The 17824-nt window shown below is 39.6% G+C and carries 16 protein-coding genes and 1 other RNA gene; 6 read left to right on the top strand and 11 right to left on the bottom strand.

Annotated elements, in window-relative coordinates:
* Nucleotides 1–37 precede the first annotated feature (37 nt).
* Together B5D46_RS04015 and B5D46_RS04010 are read left to right on the top strand one after the other, a co-directional pair.
* Nucleotides 38–421 carry a VOC family protein gene (locus B5D46_RS04015; protein WP_078928342.1) on the top strand — a complete coding sequence of 128 codons (384 nt, stop codon included), beginning with the start codon at nucleotides 38–40 and terminating at the stop codon, nucleotides 419–421.
* Nucleotides 422–485: 64 nt separating this feature from the next.
* Nucleotides 486–1517 carry a Gfo/Idh/MocA family protein gene (locus B5D46_RS04010; protein ID WP_078928341.1) on the top strand — a complete coding sequence of 344 codons (1032 nt, stop codon included), beginning with the start codon at nucleotides 486–488 and terminating at the stop codon, nucleotides 1515–1517.
* 34 nt (nucleotides 1518–1551) lie between these two features.
* Here the strand turns inward: B5D46_RS04010 and B5D46_RS04005 are convergent, their stop codons facing one another.
* From B5D46_RS04005 to B5D46_RS03980, 6 genes are all read right to left on the bottom strand, one after another.
* Nucleotides 1552–3495 carry a TRAP transporter permease gene (locus tag B5D46_RS04005; RefSeq protein ID WP_078928340.1) on the bottom strand — a complete coding sequence of 648 codons (1944 nt, stop codon included), beginning with the start codon at nucleotides 3493–3495 and terminating at the stop codon, nucleotides 1552–1554.
* 154 nt (nucleotides 3496–3649) lie between these two features.
* Nucleotides 3650–5110, bottom strand: a complete 1461-nt coding sequence (locus tag B5D46_RS04000) for a hypothetical protein (RefSeq protein ID WP_078928339.1) — start codon at nucleotides 5108–5110, stop codon at nucleotides 3650–3652.
* A gap of 16 nt (nucleotides 5111–5126) precedes the next feature.
* Nucleotides 5127–5582: a CesT family type III secretion system chaperone gene (locus B5D46_RS03995; RefSeq protein WP_074838139.1), complete on the bottom strand. Its 456-nt coding sequence runs from the start codon at nucleotides 5580–5582 to the stop codon at nucleotides 5127–5129.
* Between the two features lie 194 nt (nucleotides 5583–5776).
* Nucleotides 5777–6153, bottom strand: an RNA gene (gene rnpB / locus B5D46_RS03990) — RNase P RNA component class A.
* Nucleotides 6154–6171: 18 nt separating this feature from the next.
* Nucleotides 6172–7014 (bottom strand): 16S rRNA (cytidine(1402)-2'-O)-methyltransferase, encoded by an 843-nt coding sequence (gene rsmI / locus B5D46_RS03985; protein ID WP_078928337.1) that lies wholly within the window; start codon nucleotides 7012–7014, stop codon nucleotides 6172–6174.
* 76 nt (nucleotides 7015–7090) lie between these two features.
* Entirely contained in the window at nucleotides 7091–7852 is a 762-nt protein-coding gene (locus tag B5D46_RS03980; protein WP_200805012.1) for a M15 family metallopeptidase, read from the bottom strand.
* Between the two features lie 303 nt (nucleotides 7853–8155).
* On the opposite strand from B5D46_RS03980, the gene B5D46_RS03975 reads away from it, so the two are divergent.
* Complete coding sequence (locus B5D46_RS03975) at nucleotides 8156–9940, top strand: penicillin-binding protein activator (RefSeq protein WP_159443015.1); 1785 nt, start codon at nucleotides 8156–8158, stop codon at nucleotides 9938–9940.
* A 96-nt stretch (nucleotides 9941–10036) separates the two neighbouring features.
* Here B5D46_RS03975 and B5D46_RS03970 read toward each other — a convergent pair whose 3' ends face one another.
* Both B5D46_RS03970 and B5D46_RS03965 read right to left on the bottom strand, forming a co-directional pair.
* Nucleotides 10037–10552 (bottom strand): hypothetical protein, encoded by a 516-nt coding sequence (locus B5D46_RS03970; RefSeq protein ID WP_078928335.1) that lies wholly within the window; start codon nucleotides 10550–10552, stop codon nucleotides 10037–10039.
* Between the two features lie 379 nt (nucleotides 10553–10931).
* Nucleotides 10932–11462, bottom strand: a complete 531-nt coding sequence (locus tag B5D46_RS03965; RefSeq protein WP_078928334.1) for a stringent starvation protein B — start codon at nucleotides 11460–11462, stop codon at nucleotides 10932–10934.
* Nucleotides 11463–11630: 168 nt separating this feature from the next.
* On the opposite strand from B5D46_RS03965, the gene B5D46_RS03960 reads away from it, so the two are divergent.
* On the top strand, nucleotides 11631–12062 hold the full coding sequence (locus B5D46_RS03960; RefSeq protein WP_143675599.1) for a YolD-like family protein: 432 nt from the start codon (nucleotides 11631–11633) through the stop codon (nucleotides 12060–12062).
* Between the two features lie 10 nt (nucleotides 12063–12072).
* The gene (locus B5D46_RS03955; RefSeq protein ID WP_078928332.1) at nucleotides 12073–13608 is read left to right on the top strand and encodes a Y-family DNA polymerase; all 1536 of its coding nucleotides are present in this window, start codon (nucleotides 12073–12075) and stop codon (nucleotides 13606–13608) included.
* A gap of 16 nt (nucleotides 13609–13624) precedes the next feature.
* Here the strand turns inward: B5D46_RS03955 and B5D46_RS03950 are convergent, their stop codons facing one another.
* Nucleotides 13625–14707, bottom strand: a complete 1083-nt coding sequence (locus B5D46_RS03950; RefSeq protein WP_078928331.1) for an ABC transporter substrate-binding protein — start codon at nucleotides 14705–14707, stop codon at nucleotides 13625–13627.
* A gap of 292 nt (nucleotides 14708–14999) precedes the next feature.
* Between B5D46_RS03950 and B5D46_RS03945 the strand changes: the two genes are divergently transcribed.
* Complete coding sequence (locus tag B5D46_RS03945) at nucleotides 15000–16613, top strand: methyl-accepting chemotaxis protein (protein ID WP_078928330.1); 1614 nt, start codon at nucleotides 15000–15002, stop codon at nucleotides 16611–16613.
* A 234-nt stretch (nucleotides 16614–16847) separates the two neighbouring features.
* Here the strand turns inward: B5D46_RS03945 and rpsI are convergent, their stop codons facing one another.
* Together rpsI and rplM are read right to left on the bottom strand one after the other, a co-directional pair.
* On the bottom strand, nucleotides 16848–17240 hold the full coding sequence (rpsI, locus tag B5D46_RS03940) for a 30S ribosomal protein S9 (protein WP_031491310.1): 393 nt from the start codon (nucleotides 17238–17240) through the stop codon (nucleotides 16848–16850).
* Nucleotides 17241–17252: 12 nt separating this feature from the next.
* On the bottom strand, nucleotides 17253–17681 hold the full coding sequence (gene rplM / locus B5D46_RS03935) for a 50S ribosomal protein L13 (protein WP_031491311.1): 429 nt from the start codon (nucleotides 17679–17681) through the stop codon (nucleotides 17253–17255).
* Nucleotides 17682–17824 lie beyond the last annotated feature (143 nt).

Below are 17824 nucleotides of genomic sequence, written 5' to 3'. Positions count from 1 at the left end.
TTATCACCTTTATTAATCCTGTCATCTGGAGGCAAATATGAGAATAGAGCATGTAGCGGTATATGTATCTGATCTTGATAAGACCAGAGAGTTTTTTGAGTCCTTTTTTGAAGGCACTTCAGGAGAGAGATACCACAACAGAAATACTGGATTCATGTCCTATTTTTTAAGTTTCCAGAATGGCTCCCGCCTTGAGATTATGACAAGACCGGACAGATATACAGAAGACAGAAATGAGAACCGTTTAGGTTTTGTTCATCTTGCCTTCTCTGTCGGCTCAAAGGATAAAGTCGATGCTCTTACCTTAAAGCTTAAAGAAGCCGGCTTTGAGACTGTCAGTGGACCAAGAACCACTGGCGATGGATATTATGAAAGCTGTATTCAAGGACCAGATGCAATTCAGATTGAAATCACTGCTTAGGCAACTCCTCAAAAACCAAAAAACTACGATATAATCAGATGACGTAGAAAAAAGGAGTCACCTGATGAAACTTGCATTTATAGGAACAGGAAAGATAATTGAAGATGCGCTTTATGCTACTCAATTCAGTGAAAATACTCAGGCAAAAGCTATATTTGCAAGACCTCACAGTAAAGAAAAAGCAGAAATACTTGCTGGTAAATACAATATAGAGGAAGTATTTACAGACTACGCAAAACTCCTTGAAGAATCATCATCTGACACTGTATATATCGGACTTGTTAACAGTGCTCATTACCAGTATGCAAAAGAAGCTGTTCTTGCAGGAAAGAACGTAATACTGGAAAAACCTTTAACCGGATTCTACAGTCAGGCAAAAGAACTGTTTGAGCTTGCCCAGCAGAACGGAGTATTCGTATTTGAAGCAATCACCATTCTTCATACTCCAGCATTTTCCACTCTAAAAAATCAGCTTAAAAAAATCGGAAAAATAAAAATCTTCAATAGCAATTATTCCCAGTATTCAAGCCGCTATGACAGTTACAGAAACGGTATTGAGGAGCATGCTTTTGACAGAAAGTACTACGGAGGAGCGCTGTTTGACATCAACATTTACAATGTCCATTACTGCGTATCTTTATTTGGCCGACCTGATGATGTTGACTATTTTCCTAATATAGGATTTAACGGAATAGATACTTCAGGAATACTGATTCTTAAGTACAGGGATTTTAATGCAGTATGTATTGGAGCAAAAGACTCTGACAGTCGATGCTATCTCTCAATACAGGGTGAGGATGGAGACATTCTTGTCGAAAACAAACCAAACAATATAGAAAAAATAAAGGTAAAATTTGTCGACAAAACAAATACCGCTACTACACGAGATGCATCTGGAGCATCAGTCCGCGCAACGATAACAGAAGAATTCGAAACTCCCAAGTGTAATCATCGTATGAGTCAGGAATTCACTGATTTTGCCAATATTATCGATTCTGGTGATACGAAAAAAGCACAGGAGCTTTCAGAAGAGAGCTTAACAGTAATAGAAACATTGGAAAGAGCCAGACTCAAGGCAGATATCTCATTCGAGTAGCTTTTTTCCACCGACCTGACCTGGATAGTGAAAATCAGGAGCGTTTCAATAGAGAGCTACCAATATTGAAACGCTGAAGAATAATTACAGCTCCAAGTAAAGCAATTCCCATAAAATCTGAGCTCAATCCTGGATAAAGCATCAGAGGACAGGTCATAAGCAGAAGTATTCTTTCAATAAAATTACATTCCTTTAAAAGATAATTCTGAAGTCCGCCTGCAAGAGCTACGGTTCCAGCTGATGCGGTAAATGCAATCCACAGATACTCATAAATCTTCACATCAGGAACAACACCAATCAGAAGCTCAGGATTGGTTAAAAAGAAAAATGGAATCAGAAAGCCTACAAGTCCAAGTCTTACAGCAAGCAAACCAGTCTTAAGCTGATTACCTCCAGAGATACCTGCTGCAACATAGCAGCTCATGGCAACAGGAGGTGTTATGTTTGATAAACATGCATACACAAGACAGAACAGATGAGCGCAGATTGGTACAATTCCAACCTTTATCAGTACAGGAACAGCCACTGCCTGAACAATAACATAGGCTGCAACTCCTGGAACTCCCATGCCTAGAACAACAGACATCAGCATGGTTAGAAAACCGGTCAGAAGAATATTGGTATTATCTACTACAGAGAGGATTACATAGCCCATATTAAGACCAAGACTTGTCAGGGTTACTGTTCCAATGATAATACCGATAATCACGCAGCAGACACCAACTGATATTGCTCCTTTAGAGCCTTCAACCACTGCAAGAATAATCTTATCGAAGCTCATACGGGTATCTGCTCTAAGATAGCTTGATAACACAGTTGCCACAATTGAAATTACGGCTGAATACAAAGGTGTATAGCCACAGCACATCATAGTAATAAGAATAAACAGAGGTAAAGACAGGTGTCCCTGCTCTTTAATTACAGTCAGAGCATTAGGAATATTCTCCTTTGAAAAGCCTGAAAGACCTCTCTTTTTGGCCTCAAAGTGAACAGCAAAGAGTAATCCAAGATAATATAGAAAAGCAGGAATAACCGCTGCAATCATGACTGAAACATAGCTTACATTCAGAAACTCAGCCATGACAAAACCTACAGCTCCCATGATAGGAGGACAGAACTGACCACCTGTCGAGGCTACAGCTTCAACAGCTCCGGCAAAGTTTTTAGAATAGCCGGTCTGTTTCATCAGAGGGATGGTGATTGTTCCTGTGGTTGCAACATTGGCAATGGCTGAACCGTTAATCATACCCATGGCGGCGGAAGCCATAACCGCAACCTTGGCTGGACCACCAGGAGTCTGACCTACAAGAGCCAGAGAAAAGTCATTTATGAACTTTGAAAAGCCACTATACTTTAGAAAAGCTCCAAAAAGCACAAAGAGGAATATATAGGTGGCACTTACGCCAATACCGATGCCGAATATGCCCTGAGTTCCCCAGAACTGGGTTGAAAGAATTCTCTTTAATGTAAGACCGTTATGACCTAAAGCACCTGGAATATAGGCACCAAACCAGTTATAGGCAAGGAAGATAGCTGCCAGAATTCCAAGATTACCGCAGGCACGTCTTGAGGCTTCAAATACCAAAAGGATACCTATACCTGCTACATAGAGATCGGTTGTGTTAAGTCTTCCTCCACTGCGGGCCACTCTCGGGAAATAGATTACTAGGTAGAGAATACAGAAGATGCTAAGACCAATCAGGATCAGATTCAGAACAGAGGGGAAACGTCTGTCCTTTATAGTTTTTTGGGTTACAGGAAAAAGCAGAAATGTAAACAGCAGCAGGAACAGACAGTGGAAAGCTCTTAGATTTATCGCACTGATAGCACCAAAGGTTGTGAAATAAATCTGAAAGACTGCCCAGATAATCAGAAGAGATACTATGGCTTTAGAGGTTATACCGCCATAGTTCATGTACTTTGAATGAACCTTAACCTGATTATCCAGTGATGATTCCTGCAGTGAAACACTAGCCATACAATTAACCTTATATCTGTTTAATTGTATTTAGCTTACAAATTCACACCGACAAATAAAAGAGCAAGTAAATATATTTAGAAAAAAAATCAAAAATATTTACCTGCCCCGCACCAAAAAGGACCTACTGAATCAGCCAAATTCAATAAGATTCTTATTTTGCAATCTTATTGCCGCCATAAACCAGATTTAAATCGAACTGGGCATCTAAACGTTTCTGCATACGAGCTGCATGACGCATTTCTGAACGAGTGATAGCAGAGCCAAGCTTTCCCTGATTAATAGTAATATTGCCATTCTCGTCCTTGCGGTTCTTAATCTCATTTTTAATGTCACCAAATCTTCCTTCCAGACTGTTTCCGTTGTAATCGGCGAACTGGAACATGACAGGCTTATTCTGCTCTTGGAAAAATTCAAGTCCAAGTTTACTGGTCTGTCTGAATGTTGCGTATACAAACACGTTATTCAGCATTAAGAATCTTCTGGTTGTTCCTACATGGTTAGATGAGAGCGCAAACGAGATTATTTCCTCTTCAGGACTATCAGGATATTCTTCTTTAAGAGTTTTGACTTCCTGTTCATATTTTTCCTGTTCTTTTTTATTTCTCCAGCCATTGTTTACATCAAAGAACTCTTCTAGTTTTCTGTCACGTTCTGTCCGATCAGGAATGTTCATGATATCAAGGTAACGCTTTACATCCTTTACCAGAACAGAAAGCTCTTCTGGTGTTATATCCTTGAAATCATGGGAAAGATTCTTAATAACAAAGTTTTTCAGAGCCTTATCAGGATCAGCCTTAAATTCAGCCTTCCATCCAGTCTGCTTTTCAACAACCGAATCAGCAGGCTGATGCAGATATTCATTAAGTTTTGCAGGAATATTGATTTTCTTCATATTCTCTGGACGCTGGAGAAATTTAACCCAATCTTCAGTCTTTTCCTTAGGAATGCCCTGATATTTATCATAATTTTCAATAATAGAACTGTTCATGATGGCATTCATTGTATCTTCGTAGTTACCTTCCATGCCTGCTGCATCTGGTTTTGGAAGTATACACAGCGTAGCTGGTGTTATTTTGCAGGCAGAATTATATGAATCAATCTGATTAAAGGAAATTGTTACACCTTTATCTGCATATTCATTTCTAATCTTATCCAGAAGATTATTATTTTTGACAAGATTACGGTTTGGGGATAGACCATAATCCGCAATCTCAATGTTTTTATTGTTAGCAGAAAGATTTCGGTTAACAATCGCTCTGAACTGCAGCAGATTGTTGGTAAGCTGAGCATACTTGTTGTCACTGATAATTGAAGCTATTTTCTGGGTTATTGCATTGGCAACATTCATTCTTTGAGCCCGCTCCTCAGCGTTAACTCCACAGAAAAATCTTTTCAGCGCCGCAAAAAATCCCTTATCATCCAGAGCATTGGTTGTACCGTAGAGCTTTCCGTTGGTTTCATCCCGACGTACAGAAAACTCATATCTGTGGCCATTCACCTCAACCGTGGTACTGGTTTTCAGTGTTCCGTCAGTTTTCTGCATGTTGTTGATGACATCCATTGCAGAAATAGAGTTAATATCATTATTTTTGATATTGAAAATATCTGACATAGCTCGCTCCTATGGTTTAGGCAGTTACAATCCATGCAGGTTTATCAGAAGATTCTTTTGCTGCATTTTTTTCTAAATGCTGACTAATGGATAACTTGAATTTGAAAAAATCCATAAAAATATCAGGAAGGAAGCCATTATCAATAAAGGCCTCTGTACATACCTGATAAAGAACCAGCATTCCATTTTCTGGATCACGTCCAACTACAGGGCAGTTACCGCCGCGTGTCAGAACAGGACCTAAAGCCAGATCCAGAATATCAATGATTACTGAGTAACTTACCGGATCAGGCAGATCTGGAGCAATTACGGATGACAGGATCAGATTATGATCGTCAGGATTAGCCACAATATCTACTACGTCATTGCTGTTTACAAGAATTTCGCAGACATTATTCTCATCAAAAGATAAATCCAGTCCAAGATTTTTTCCTAGTAACTGTAGGTATTCCTGATATTTTAAGTTTTCCATAATTACTCCTTTTTTTTTATACATTAAGGAGTATAGTTTATTTTATAAAGTAGTGAAAAATATATATCGATTTATTTTAAATAGATCACAGAATCGCAATAATCCACAAAAGACATAGGAAAAAGAGAGAAAAAAGCGATAGATACAGAAAGAATACAGGATGGATGTTAGAAAACAGGATTACAGGATAAAGATGAGTGAGTCGACCTGTAAGCCGAGTTCTGTTCTGCATAGCAGCGACAATCATTCCTCTAGGCTAGAAATCGCTCTCTAGCTCAAGCAATCAACCCGCTCTCAATCCGGACCAGATTATAGAGAGCCTATTTGATCTTGCTCCAAGTGGAGTTTACCGTGCCTTTCATATTACTATGAAAGCGGTGAGCTCTTACCTCGCCGTTTCACCCTTACCATTAAAAATGGCGGTCTGTTCTCTGTTGCACTAGTCATGGGCTCACGCCCTCCAGGCGTTACCTGGCACTTCGTCCTTCGGAGCTCGGACTTTCCTCCCCCACGACCGTATGAATAAAGATCTTAAACACGCGTGCGTGGCAGCGATTGTCTGGTCGACTCAATATATATTATATATCTTTTAGTTCGACTTGTCTTTAAGTTCTAGAGCCAGATTGTACAAGTCGTTCTTTTTAATACCTGTTATTGAAGCTAAAACATTGGCTACGGTTTTTACCGGAGAGGTTTTAATAAGCTCTTCAATAGCAGATACAATCTTAGGATCAACCTCAGATGATTCCTGTTTTACTGCACCGATGGCAACAACAAATTCGCCCTTGGTTCTGTCGGGATCAGCCTTTAAAAACTCTGGAGCATCCTTAGCCTTTAGTCTGTAGAAAGACTCAAAGGTCTTGGTCATCTCACGGCACAGAGTTACATCGTGCTCGGGCAGGATTTTTGCCATCAGCTCCATGGTATCAACAATACGTCTTGGAGCCTCATAGAAAACCGCTGTATAGTCAGCGCTTTTTAAGGACTCTAAAACACCTGTCAGCTCCTTCTCCTTTACAGGGAAGAAACCACAGAACATGAACTTGTCAGTAGGAAGTGCTGATGCCTCTAAAGCAGTAATAAGAGCACAAGGTCCAGGCAGAGGAACAACCTTTACCCCCTGCTCTGCACAGATGGTAACTACTCTGTAACCAGGATCATTGATCAGAGGAGATCCTGCATCAGAGATTAAAGCAACTACGCCACCAGCTCTTACCTCTGAAATAATAAGTTCAGCTCTCTCTCCTTCATTATGATCGTGACAGCTGATCATCTTTTTTCCACTGATACCAAGCTTGTCTAAAAGAATTTTTGAGTGTCTGGTATCCTCAGCTGCAATCAGGGTAGCATTCTTTAAAACCTCAATTGCTCTTAGAGTAATATCATCAAGATTTCCTATAGGAGTAGGAACAATATATAAAGCACTTTCCATCTTTTATATCCAAAATAAAAAAGCTCCGGACTTTAGATCAGAGCTTTTTACGAATTTATTCTTTCCAATCTTGTGACTATTTTACCTTGATTGAGTCAGAACTTACAGGGAAAGTGAAATATGTATTTGGATAAGGCTCATCCTTCAGAGTAAAGTGCCACCACTCTTCAACAAGAGGCTTGAACCCATGCTTTAACATGGCATCTCTTAGAATCATGCGGTTATTAAACTGCTGTTTGGTGATCTTTGTATAGTCAGGATGACTGAGCTCTCCAAAATAATCAAAGGTTCCGCCCATATCCACTTTCTTTTCAAGATTCATATCAAACAGAGTCAGATCAACTGTACTTCCGCGACTGTGACCTGAATGCTCGGCTATGTAGCCTAAAGGGAAAAGAGTATTCTTCTCAAGCTTTGGATAGAAATACTTCTTCATGAGGACATCATTAGGATCAAGCGCCCAGGACATAAAGTGAGATACAGCCATCTGAGGACGGTAGGCATCAAAAATCTTTAGGCGATAGCCTTTTGTCTTAAGCTCATCACTTACATTTTTCAAAGCGGCAGCTGCCTCTTTGGTAAGGATTGCAACGGGCTGTTCATAGCCTTTGATTCTGTCGCCAACAAAGTTGTAGGTTGAATAATATCTGATTTCCAGAATTGCATCAGGAACAGCTTCAGCCAGGAGAACAAAATCAGAAGAATCATCAGAAAACAGCATTCCCTGATCTGTCATAGTTTTCTGCTGTAGTGCAGGAGCTGTAGTACAGCCAAGAACAAAACAGCAGGAAAAAAGAACACAGAGTAAAAGACTGGTTAACCTTCTTTGCTTAATCATAATCTCAACCTTCTTTTTGCAACTGAATCTAACCTTTATGGTGAAACACCTCAGAACAAGCATAGTTCGAAATACAAAATATATACAGAAAAACCTCAAAATCGCCATTAAAAACAAAATCAATATCAAATTCTAAGTCTGTGTAAGGTTCTGTATGATAAAATATAAGACATTGAGGCCAGTGCAAGGCTTACAAAACCGAGTCTGCGTTTCAGACTCTACAGGTCACAGGTTGCGTTTTTCCTTGAGACTAAGCGTTATCCCTTTCTGACCATGAATTTATATATAAAGTAGGAAGTCATCGTGAAAGCTAAAAGATCAGCTTTAAATGTATATTTATGCACTTTACTTACAGCAGCAACTTTAACTTTAAGCGCATGTACAAGTTCTTCTGTAAAAAAAATCGAATCAGTAAATGCATTTGGTCCACTAAATTTAACCGCTCAGGAATACAGACAGGCATTTGAAGATGCATCTTCAGATGAAAGCTTCAAGGCGCTTATCCTATATACAAGATCACAGATTGTTGAAAACAAGCTTGATCAGGCATCCGCAAGCATAAGCCAGTTATATGCAAGCGCAGCAACTCCAGTCCAGAAAGATGAAGCAGCCATGGTTGATGCAATGCTGCTGTCAAAGAAGAATCAGTTTGACGAGGCTCAGCAGAAACTTTCTGCAATCAACTACAAGGCTTTACCTAAGCAGGATATTTCATATTTCCTAGTTTTAAATTCAAATGTAAATTCAAATCTTTACAACAAGACTCATGATCCAAAGTATCAGATCACAGCATTCAAGAGCGAATCTGCTTTAGAAAGATACGTAACCCGTGATTCTGATAAGAGAAAGGTTTTATTAAAGTCTGTTGATTTACTAAAACAGCTTGACGATCAGACTCTATCAGCCGCATACACCAATGTTAAGAACGATACTGACAAAGGATTCTATGAGTATGCAATCATTGATAAGTCATCAAATACTCAGCTAAAAGATCAGATGATGGAAACTTTTGCTAAAAAGTATCCAAATCATCCTCTAATGCTGTTATCTGCTCCAGAAAAGGCAGAGCCTGTTGCACAGCAAGAGGTTAGCGATGTTACTCCTAAGGGAGGCAAAGCTGTTGCTGTAGATTCTCAGGCACTATTCAGTATTCAGGATGGCGACCAGATTGCGGTTTTACTTCCTCTTTCAGGAAGATTCGCCTCAGCAGTTGGTGAGCCAGCAAAACTTGGTATTCTTACCGCACTGAAGGATAGAGGTTCAAAGGCTAAGGTTACCTTCTACGATACCAACAAGACCAATATCTCTCAGATTGTTGCCACCGTATCTGCAAACGGAACCAAGCTTGTAATCGGACCAATTCTGAAGCCAGAAGTTAATGCAATGAATGCTGCTGGTATCAAGATCCCATCAATTACCCTGAACTCACCTGAGGGCAACCGTCCTGTAAATCAGTGGTACTTTGATTTAGGTCCTAACTATGAAGGCGCAATTGCAGCATCAAAGATTTACGCTGATGGCTACAAGAGTCCAGTTGTAATCGGTCTAAGCTCAGACAAGGCTTCACAGCGTTCAGTTAACAGCTTTATGAATACCTTCGGCAAGGTTAACAACAATGCTGTTGTATGTAACTACAGCAATCCAGCAAATGTAGGTTCTGAGATTGCCAAGTGCCCATTCGGTTCAGCTGATTCTGCATACGTAAGCGCATCTGTTATTGATGCAGTTCAGATCAAGGCTGCTATTCCATCAAATATAGCAGTTTACCTGACTGACAAGAGCTACATGGGTGTAAACAACTCATCTCAGGAGCTGGCTCTAAAGGGAGCAATCTTAGGTGATATGCCATGGGTTCTAACTGACAGCTCATTAAAGGAAAGCTTCATGAAGTCAATGCCAAAGGCAAATTCTCAGGTTCAGAGAATCTTTGCTGCATCTTATGATGCTGTTAACTTTGCATTCAACATCAAGCAGCTGGCCTCAAATCAGAATGACGTTCTACACGGTCTGTCAGGAGATATTTCTCTTGGTCGCGACGGTCTGATTGAGTCAACTCCAATGTGGGTTGAGCTGGGTTCAGTAAGATAAGCAAATAAGGGATATGAGGAAACTTTTTTTAAGTTTCCTCTAACGCGAAGGGATGCCAGATGGCATCCCTTCTTGTATTTTGGAGATTTGTATTTATTAGTTCTTTGCAAGGCCCTGCAGGATCTGATTTGCATTCTTGATCTGATCACTTGCACCGCTTACAAAGCTGTTGTACTGTCCCATGAAGTCCTGCAGTTTAACCATCTGAGTCTGGTTGTCAGAGTTGCAGTTCTCAGCCATGTGCTGAATAGTTGATGAAATGGCGCGAACCTGGTCAGATGATTTCGAACTTGTCCAATTGCTAACATCAATTCCTAAATTTTTAGCTTCCTGCATATGTGTTGTCAGAACAGCTAATCTTCCAGCCTTATCCTTATCCTCATCCTTTGTATACTTACCAAGCTCACCATTCAATTTGTCCAGAAAACTGTTTAAAGCCTTTGCTCTGTCGTTCTGGCCCTTCATCTCGGCAATCTTGTTTTCAGCTTCCTTCTTCTTGGTTGCGCCAACCTCAATCATAACCATAGCAGCCATCATCTGGATTGACATGCCCTCGAACTCAGTACCCTTGATTGCATTTACATTTGAAGTTGAAATTGCACCTACTGACATAATCGTATCCTCTCGAAGAAATTCTTTAACGGAAGCTGATTTAAATCAAATTCAGATTCCAATCTTTAACCTTTGACTTAAGTATAATACAAAAATTCTTAAAAAATGCATCTACTTTTATAAATAGCCTGTTTTTGTTAAAATTTGGAATAACCATCACATTTTTATAGTATTTTTCCACTACATTATATATAATGTAGCTCCATAAAAATCGATTTTCTGACTATTGTTAAGTGTAAATTAAGTTGTGAACAAGACTAATTCTTTTATTCTTATTTGAGGATCTGTTTCTCAAAAAAACTTTAATTAGAGAAGAATGGATTTTGAAAAAAATAAGAGAAACATACGGTTCACCACGAACCGTATCTTATTGTACTGTCTATTCGTCAACAAAGCTGAAGCCTGGTTCTTTTGATGGATCAGAATTACTCTTTGTCTCAGTTTTTTCAGAATTCTGTTCTTCAGATGAATCATCCTTTGACTCAGTTGAATCTTCACCTTCATCAAGCTCAAAATCAGGACCTTCTGAATCAATACCCTCATCAGGATAGATATCGCCATCTTCAGGTTCTGGTGAAAGATCCAGCTGCTCTAAAGCTTTTCCAATTGGAAGAGCGGATCCTGTCTCAAGAGCAATCAGCTGTTCCATTGCAATGTATGGAACAAAGATATCTTCAGCAACGCCCTTAAATCTTGCTTTAAAGGAAATACCACGAGGAAGAGTCTGAAAATCACCGATAGCGGTAGGAGATAAGGAAAGGATAATGTTTCCGTTCTTTACGTAATCCATTGGCACCTTAACCTTAGGAATAGTTGCATCAATAAGCAGATGTGGAGTAATGTCATTATCAAGAAGCCAACTGTAATAAGCATTAAATAAAAATGGTTTTAAGCTGGATAATCTCTGCATAATGAATCTCTCCTCTGATGTCTATTCATTTCCATTATATCTATATAGTTATTAGTGCTCAAATTATTATTATTAATTTGAAAAACTGTATATAAATTTTTTAGATTTTATGTATAATTATTATTAGTGTTATTTATTTCAGATATTTTTTTAGTTCGTGATTTTGCAATGAATGGTTTTGATATCGAACAGACTCTATTAAAGTATGGAGACATCATCAAACTTAAAAGACCTCCTTCAAAGTACGTTAAGGCTACGGCAGAACAGAGAGCCAGTCAGTTTATGCCCTTTGATGCGCTGACAGGATACTCTGATGCTATTGACGAGGTAGACAGAGTTACAGATGATGCCCCTGATTTTGATGAGAATTCACTTCAGTACCAGGAAATAAATGAAAAAATTGCAAAACTTAAAACAATAATAGATACAAAGCCAAAGGTTACTTTCAGAGTCTTTGTACCAGACCTTAATAAAGAAGGAGGAATCTACCAGAACATAACAGGACACCTGCGACGCATTGATGAGACTAATCGTATTTTCAGCTTTACTGACGCTAAAGATATAAGCTTCGAGTCTGTAGTCAAGATAACCATAGGATGACTGACTTTATATGGAAAAGAACACACCTGACACTCCTATATATATAGCTATAGATCTTAAGTCCTTCTATGCATCTGTTGAATGCGTTGATAAGGGACTTGATCCTATAGCAGTCAACCTGGTTGTTGCAGATGCGGCAAGATCGCAGAATACCATCTGTCTTGCTGTATCCCCTTCTCTTAAAGCATTAGGAGTTCCTGGCAGACCTCGTCTGTTTGAGGTTATTCAGAAGGTTGATGAGATAAACCGTAAAAGACTGAATGAAAATAACCTAAAAAGATTTGAAGGAAAATCATATTACCAGAAAGAGCTTGAAGACAATCCTTCACTTGCTGTCGACTATATAATCGCTCCACCAAGAATGCAGCGATATATGGATTACTCTACAAAAATCTATGATATCTACTGCAGTTTTATAGCTCCAGATGACATAGATGTATATTCAATCGATGAAGTATTCATGGAGGTTTCAACCTACCTTCATGCTTACCAGTGTTCTCCTGAAGAGCTTTGCATCAGGATTCTAAGAGAGGTATACAATCAGACCGGTCTTACCGCTACAGCAGGAATCGGAACAAATATGTTTCTTGCCAAGATTGCCATGGATGTTGTGGCAAAAAAGGCAACTCCAAATGAATTTGGTGTACGCATGGCTTCTCTGACCGAAGAAAGCTACAGATACACCATGTGGAATCATCAGCCACTATCTGATTTCTGGAGTATCGGTCCTGGAATTGAGAAAAGACTTAAGAGTATAGGAATCGATACCATGGGTGATCTTGCCAGATGCTCACTTGAAAATGAGGATCTGCTGTATAGAGTTTTCGGTGTAAGAGCAGAATTTCTTATTGACCATGCCTGGGGATTTGAGACAGCGAAAATATCCGATATCAAAAAGATCGTTCGCAGAAGAAAAAGCATGAGTCAGGGTCAGGTACTGCCTCGTTCATATACAAATGCTGAAGGTAAGATTGTTATTCAGGAAATGGCAGAACAGCTGTGTCTTGATCTTATGAAGGAAGGACTGGTCTGCTCAAAGATTGTTCTTGATATCGGTTACGATAAGAACAACCATCCAAACAAGTCAAACTCACAGCTTAATAACAACTTCTATACAGATCAGTACGGACGAATTATCCCAAAGCCAGCTCATGGTACGGTATCTCTTCCCTTCCCCACAGTTACCTTTTCTGTGGTTAATCATGCTGTTCTGGAACTTTACTCAAAGATTACTGTTCCCTACTACAACGTCAGAAGACTCAGAGTATGTGCAATCGAACTTTTAGACAGGGACCAGCTTGAAGGGCTCAGAAATAAGACTCCTGAACCTTATCAGACAGATCTTTTTGCCATGATCGATCCAAGACCACAGATTGAAGAGCCTAAAATCGACAAGAAAAAGGAAGAAAAAGAAATCAAGGCTCAGAAAGCCATGATTAAGATTAAGGAAAAATACGGCAAGAATGCCATCCTTAAAGGAAACAACTTTGAGAAATCGGCGACCGCCATTGAAAGAAACAGGCAGATTGGAGGTCACAAGGCCTGACAATCTGCTCTAGGAATTATTTCTTGCTATCAACTATACCCTTAGCAATTTTAAGGAACAGATCTGAAGGATCGTGTTTATATTCCTTTGGATCATATTCTGCATCAGGCTGCATCGAAATCATCGCTATTCTGCTGATAAGATGTCTCTCCAGCTTTTCAATTGCACTCATATTACTTTCGCTGTCAAAAAGCTTTAGCTGTTCATCAATAGTATAAACAGGATGAGCCTTCAGATCGTACAGACAGAAATCATCAGAGAAATCCTTACCAGAGTAAATCTTTAAGAAATTCTTGTATGGCTCTACAAGTGATTTTGGATCATTTTTCTGGATCTTAACAGCCTTGTCATACATTGCGAGGAATCTTGCCAGAGTCTGATGATTATTTTTAGCAAACTCTCCACTTGCAATAAATAACACAGGAACAATAGCATCAACCTGAGCTGCTGTAGCTACTGATTTATAACCATCTTTCTGGGCTTCATAGGTTGATGGAGACCATAGAATCATGGCATCACCGTTACCATCATTCATATATTTGACAAAGTCAGAAAGCTTACCATCTACAACCTTTACATCGTTATATGTTAAGTCAAAAATCTCAAGATAATTCGACAGAATATAAGATGCTGATGTCAGCTTACGAATGAAGAAGGTCTTATTATGAATTGTTTCCTTTGAACCATAAACCTCAGGATAATCAGGATTTGCCCCTTTAACCTTAAGAATATCACTATCAGGTCTTACCATTATCTCGGTAGAGGTTGCCTCATTGTTACCTACACCAATATAGGTAATATCAATATCTTTACTGCCGATTACTGCAGGTACACAGCCCACACCAGCCACATCCCAGGCGCCAGAGTTAACCTTCAAGTCATTCATGAGATCAATTCCGGCGACATCCTTAACACTCAAGTCAATTTCAAGACCAAATTCCTTGTCCCATCCCTGCTCAATTCCATACCAGACCAGAAATGCTTCATGCTCAAGTAGCAAAGAGACCTTTAATTTTCTGAGAGAATCAGATGCATTTACAGAAAAACAGCATAGAAGTGAAGCAATAAACAGATATCTTAAAAATCTGAAGAGTCTCATCGAAATTACCTTTTGCAAATAAACAGCGTCTAAGATAATTTTAGTACAGAAATTTTTTGAACAACTCAAAGAAACTTAAGAATAGGTCACAAACAAAGTTTTTAGATACATATTACAAACCTAAACCATGTATTAAATCTCATTTTTTATATGACTTTTGTAACAAAACACAAAAAATAACATGAAATTTAAGGCATTATTCAGATTATCACACATAATTATCTATGAAGTGGTATCGAATCTTATGGGATTTTTATTGCCATAAGAAAATAACAACATTAGGATAATCATTATGAGTATGCTGAGTAAATTAAGTGTAAAAGCAAAGTTATTACTGGCTTTTGCAATAATCATTGTATTTACAATCTTAATTTCTGTAATTTCACTAAGGCAGTTGTTTGCAACCAACGATGTCATCGTTGATGTTGATAATATTCTGGGCACCCGCCATGCCAGAACACATAACGTGTCTAAAGCCATGATCGCAGCAGATGCAATCAGCTTTGCTCTACAGAAGAATGTAGAATCCTATGATCCGGCAGTTCATGATGAACAGATTAAGGCTGCAGCACAAAGGCTGGTAGAGGTTACCTCTGTACTGAAGGGCCAGAGTGACCCTCAAGCTTCTGCTAATATGAAGGAAGGCTCAAAAGTGTATATTGAGCACTCAACCGGAGATTTTTTAGCTGCATTAAAGGCGAAAGACGCAGAAAAAGCTAGAGACATTTATGACCAATATCTGGCCCCTAACTTTGATAAAGTAACTCAGAATGCCGATAAGATTTCAACAAAACAGATTGAACTTGCAAAGAATGCTGTCGAATCCATTGCAAGTACAACTCCTATTATTATCATTCTGGTTACCGCCTGCGTTGCCATCGGTATTGCAATTATTATTGCCCTAACTCTATCAGGCTCGATTACAAAAGCACTTAAGGTTGCAATGGAAGGTGCGGATGTAATGGCATCTGGAGACTTGACACATGAATTCAGACCTACCACTTCAGATGAATTCGGTGTACTGCTACGCAGACTTGAATCAATGCGTTCAAAGTGGCAGGGTCTTGTTGGTACCATCAAGCAGGCTGCTGAAGATGTTGAGAACAACATGAATGTAATCAACACCATTACCGCAGATATCAACGACAGCGCTCAAAGTACACAGAACAGAGCATTAACAGTGGCAGCAGCATCAGATGAGATGGTATCAACCACAGGTGATATTGCAAAGAACTGTGAAAGCGCTGCAGCTTCCGCAAATACTTCTAATCAGACCACAACTCAGGGTGTATCTGAAGTTGAATCAACAATCCAAGCAATTCATGATCAGGTAGAAAGAAGCCGTACTGATGCTGAACACATTAAGGCTCTGGTAGATCAGTCACAGAAGATTGGAACCATCGTTCAGACTATTGAGGACATCGCCTCACAGACCAATCTGCTGGCTCTTAATGCAGCTATTGAGGCTGCACGTGCAGGTGAAGCTGGTAAGGGATTCGCAGTGGTAGCTGATGAAGTTCGTTCTCTGGCTTCACGTACCGGAAGTTCTACTCAGGAAATTATTAAGATGGTCGGTCAGATTCAGAATGACGCTAATACCGCAAATGAATCAATGATTGCATCATTGGAAAACATGAATACATTGGCAACAAGAACTGGTGCGGTATCAGATCTGCTTAACAATGTATCCGCTCAGGTATCAGACGTTAACAGTCAGATTACCCAGATTGCAACCGCTGCAGAACAGCAGACAACGGCTACAGCTGAAATCTCCACCAATATGCAGGATATTACAGCTTCAGCTCAGAGTCTGGCAGCCAAGGTTCAGGAAGCAAGAGATAACGTTACCAAGTCTGTTTCTGAACTGCATAACCTGGTAACTCAGGTTCGTGATCTGAAAGTATAAACAGAGTTCTCTTCTCCAAAAGGCTCATTTCTACGAAGTGAGCCTTTTTTTATGTTCGAAGAAAAAGTAATTAGGCCCAATCTGCATTGACGAGCTCAGCTTAACAGAATAGTGTTTTACTCAGAATATATAAGGATGATACGGATAGAAAAGAAGAAAGAGATTAGGAGAAATTGAAATCAGGTAGGATCAAAAAACCTCTGACGAAGCAGAGGTTTTGAAATTCGAAACGTATTAACGCTTTGAGTACTGTGGACGTTTACGAGCCTTGTGAAGACCAACCTTCTTACGCTCTACAGAACGTGCATCACGAGTTACGAAACCAGCCTTACGTAATGCAGGGCGGAATGACTCGTCGTACTGAATTAAAGCACGAGTAATACCGTGACGGATTGCACCAGCCTGACCAGTGATACCACCACCTGAAACAGTGATGTATAAATCAACCTTGTCAGTTAACTCTAATAGCTCTAGAGGCTGTGAAACAACCATACGAGAAGTTGGACGACCGAAGTACTGCTCTAAAGTCTTGCCGTTGATCTCTAATTTACCTGTACCCTGAGTTAAGAATACACGTGCAGTTGAGTCCTTACGACGACCGGTACCATAATACTGATTTGCTGCCATTTGCTAGTGCTCCTATAACTTGATAACCTGAGGCTGTTGAGCAGCATGATTATGTGACTCACCAGCATATACCTTTAGCTTACGGAACATAGCACGACCTAATGGTCCCTTTGGAAGCATACCGCGAACAGCATTCTCGATAACATCTTCTGGCTTACGTGCTAAAAGCTTCTCGAAAGACTCTGACTTGATTCCACCTGGGAAACCAGTGTGGTGATAGTACATCTTGTCAGTAGCCTTGTTGCCGGTAACCTTAACCTTAGAAGCGTTGATTACGATAACGTAATCACCAGTATCTAAGAATGGAGTGTACTCTGGCTTGTGCTTACCGCGTAGGCGAGTAGCAATCTCAGAAGCTAGGCGACCTAAAGTCTGACCCTCAGCATCAATAACTAACCAATCACGCTTAATAGTTGATGGTGTTGCAACGAAAGTTTTCATTAAAAAACCCTTTTTTTTAAGGAATATTTCCTTATAAAACCTTACAGATAAATACTTATCTGCTCTCTTTCCAAACAGGCTAATTTCTTAGTCTGCACCAAGTAACACGGGTGGGAAACCGGTTCCTCGGTTAGAGGGGCAAT

This window comes from Succinivibrio dextrinosolvens DSM 3072, assembly GCF_900167015.1.
Taxonomy (GTDB): Bacteria; Pseudomonadota; Gammaproteobacteria; order Enterobacterales; family Succinivibrionaceae; genus Succinivibrio; species Succinivibrio dextrinosolvens.
The sequence above is the reverse complement of the archived record's forward strand: the minus strand, read 5'-3'. Positions and strand labels throughout refer to the sequence as shown.

Bases quoted from the DNA above. Each gene is read 5' to 3' on its own strand.
- B5D46_RS03965 (WP_078928334.1), bottom strand. From the start codon at position 11,462: ATGCAGAGATTATCCAGCTTAAAACCATTTTTATTTAATGCTTATTAC.
- B5D46_RS03955 (WP_078928332.1), top strand. From the start codon at position 12,073: ATGGAAAAGAACACACCTGACACTCCTATATATATAGCTATAGATCTT.
- B5D46_RS04010 (WP_078928341.1), top strand. From the start codon at position 486: ATGAAACTTGCATTTATAGGAACAGGAAAGATAATTGAAGATGCGCTT.
- B5D46_RS04015 (WP_078928342.1), top strand. From the start codon at position 38: ATGAGAATAGAGCATGTAGCGGTATATGTATCTGATCTTGATAAGACC.
- B5D46_RS04000 (WP_078928339.1), bottom strand. From the start codon at position 5,110: ATGTCAGATATTTTCAATATCAAAAATAATGATATTAACTCTATTTCT.
- B5D46_RS03995 (WP_074838139.1), bottom strand. From the start codon at position 5,582: ATGGAAAACTTAAAATATCAGGAATACCTACAGTTACTAGGAAAAAAT.
- B5D46_RS04005 (WP_078928340.1), bottom strand. From the start codon at position 3,495: ATGGCTAGTGTTTCACTGCAGGAATCATCACTGGATAATCAGGTTAAG.
- B5D46_RS03960 (WP_143675599.1), top strand. From the start codon at position 11,631: ATGAATGGTTTTGATATCGAACAGACTCTATTAAAGTATGGAGACATC.
- rsmI (WP_078928337.1), bottom strand. From the start codon at position 7,014: ATGGAAAGTGCTTTATATATTGTTCCTACTCCTATAGGAAATCTTGAT.
- B5D46_RS03945 (WP_078928330.1), top strand. From the start codon at position 15,000: ATGAGTATGCTGAGTAAATTAAGTGTAAAAGCAAAGTTATTACTGGCT.
- B5D46_RS03950 (WP_078928331.1), bottom strand. From the start codon at position 14,707: ATGAGACTCTTCAGATTTTTAAGATATCTGTTTATTGCTTCACTTCTA.
- B5D46_RS03980 (WP_200805012.1), bottom strand. From the start codon at position 7,852: ATGATTAAGCAAAGAAGGTTAACCAGTCTTTTACTCTGTGTTCTTTTT.
- B5D46_RS03970 (WP_078928335.1), bottom strand. From the start codon at position 10,552: ATGTCAGTAGGTGCAATTTCAACTTCAAATGTAAATGCAATCAAGGGT.
- rplM (WP_031491311.1), bottom strand. From the start codon at position 17,681: ATGAAAACTTTCGTTGCAACACCATCAACTATTAAGCGTGATTGGTTA.
- rpsI (WP_031491310.1), bottom strand. From the start codon at position 17,240: ATGGCAGCAAATCAGTATTATGGTACCGGTCGTCGTAAGGACTCAACT.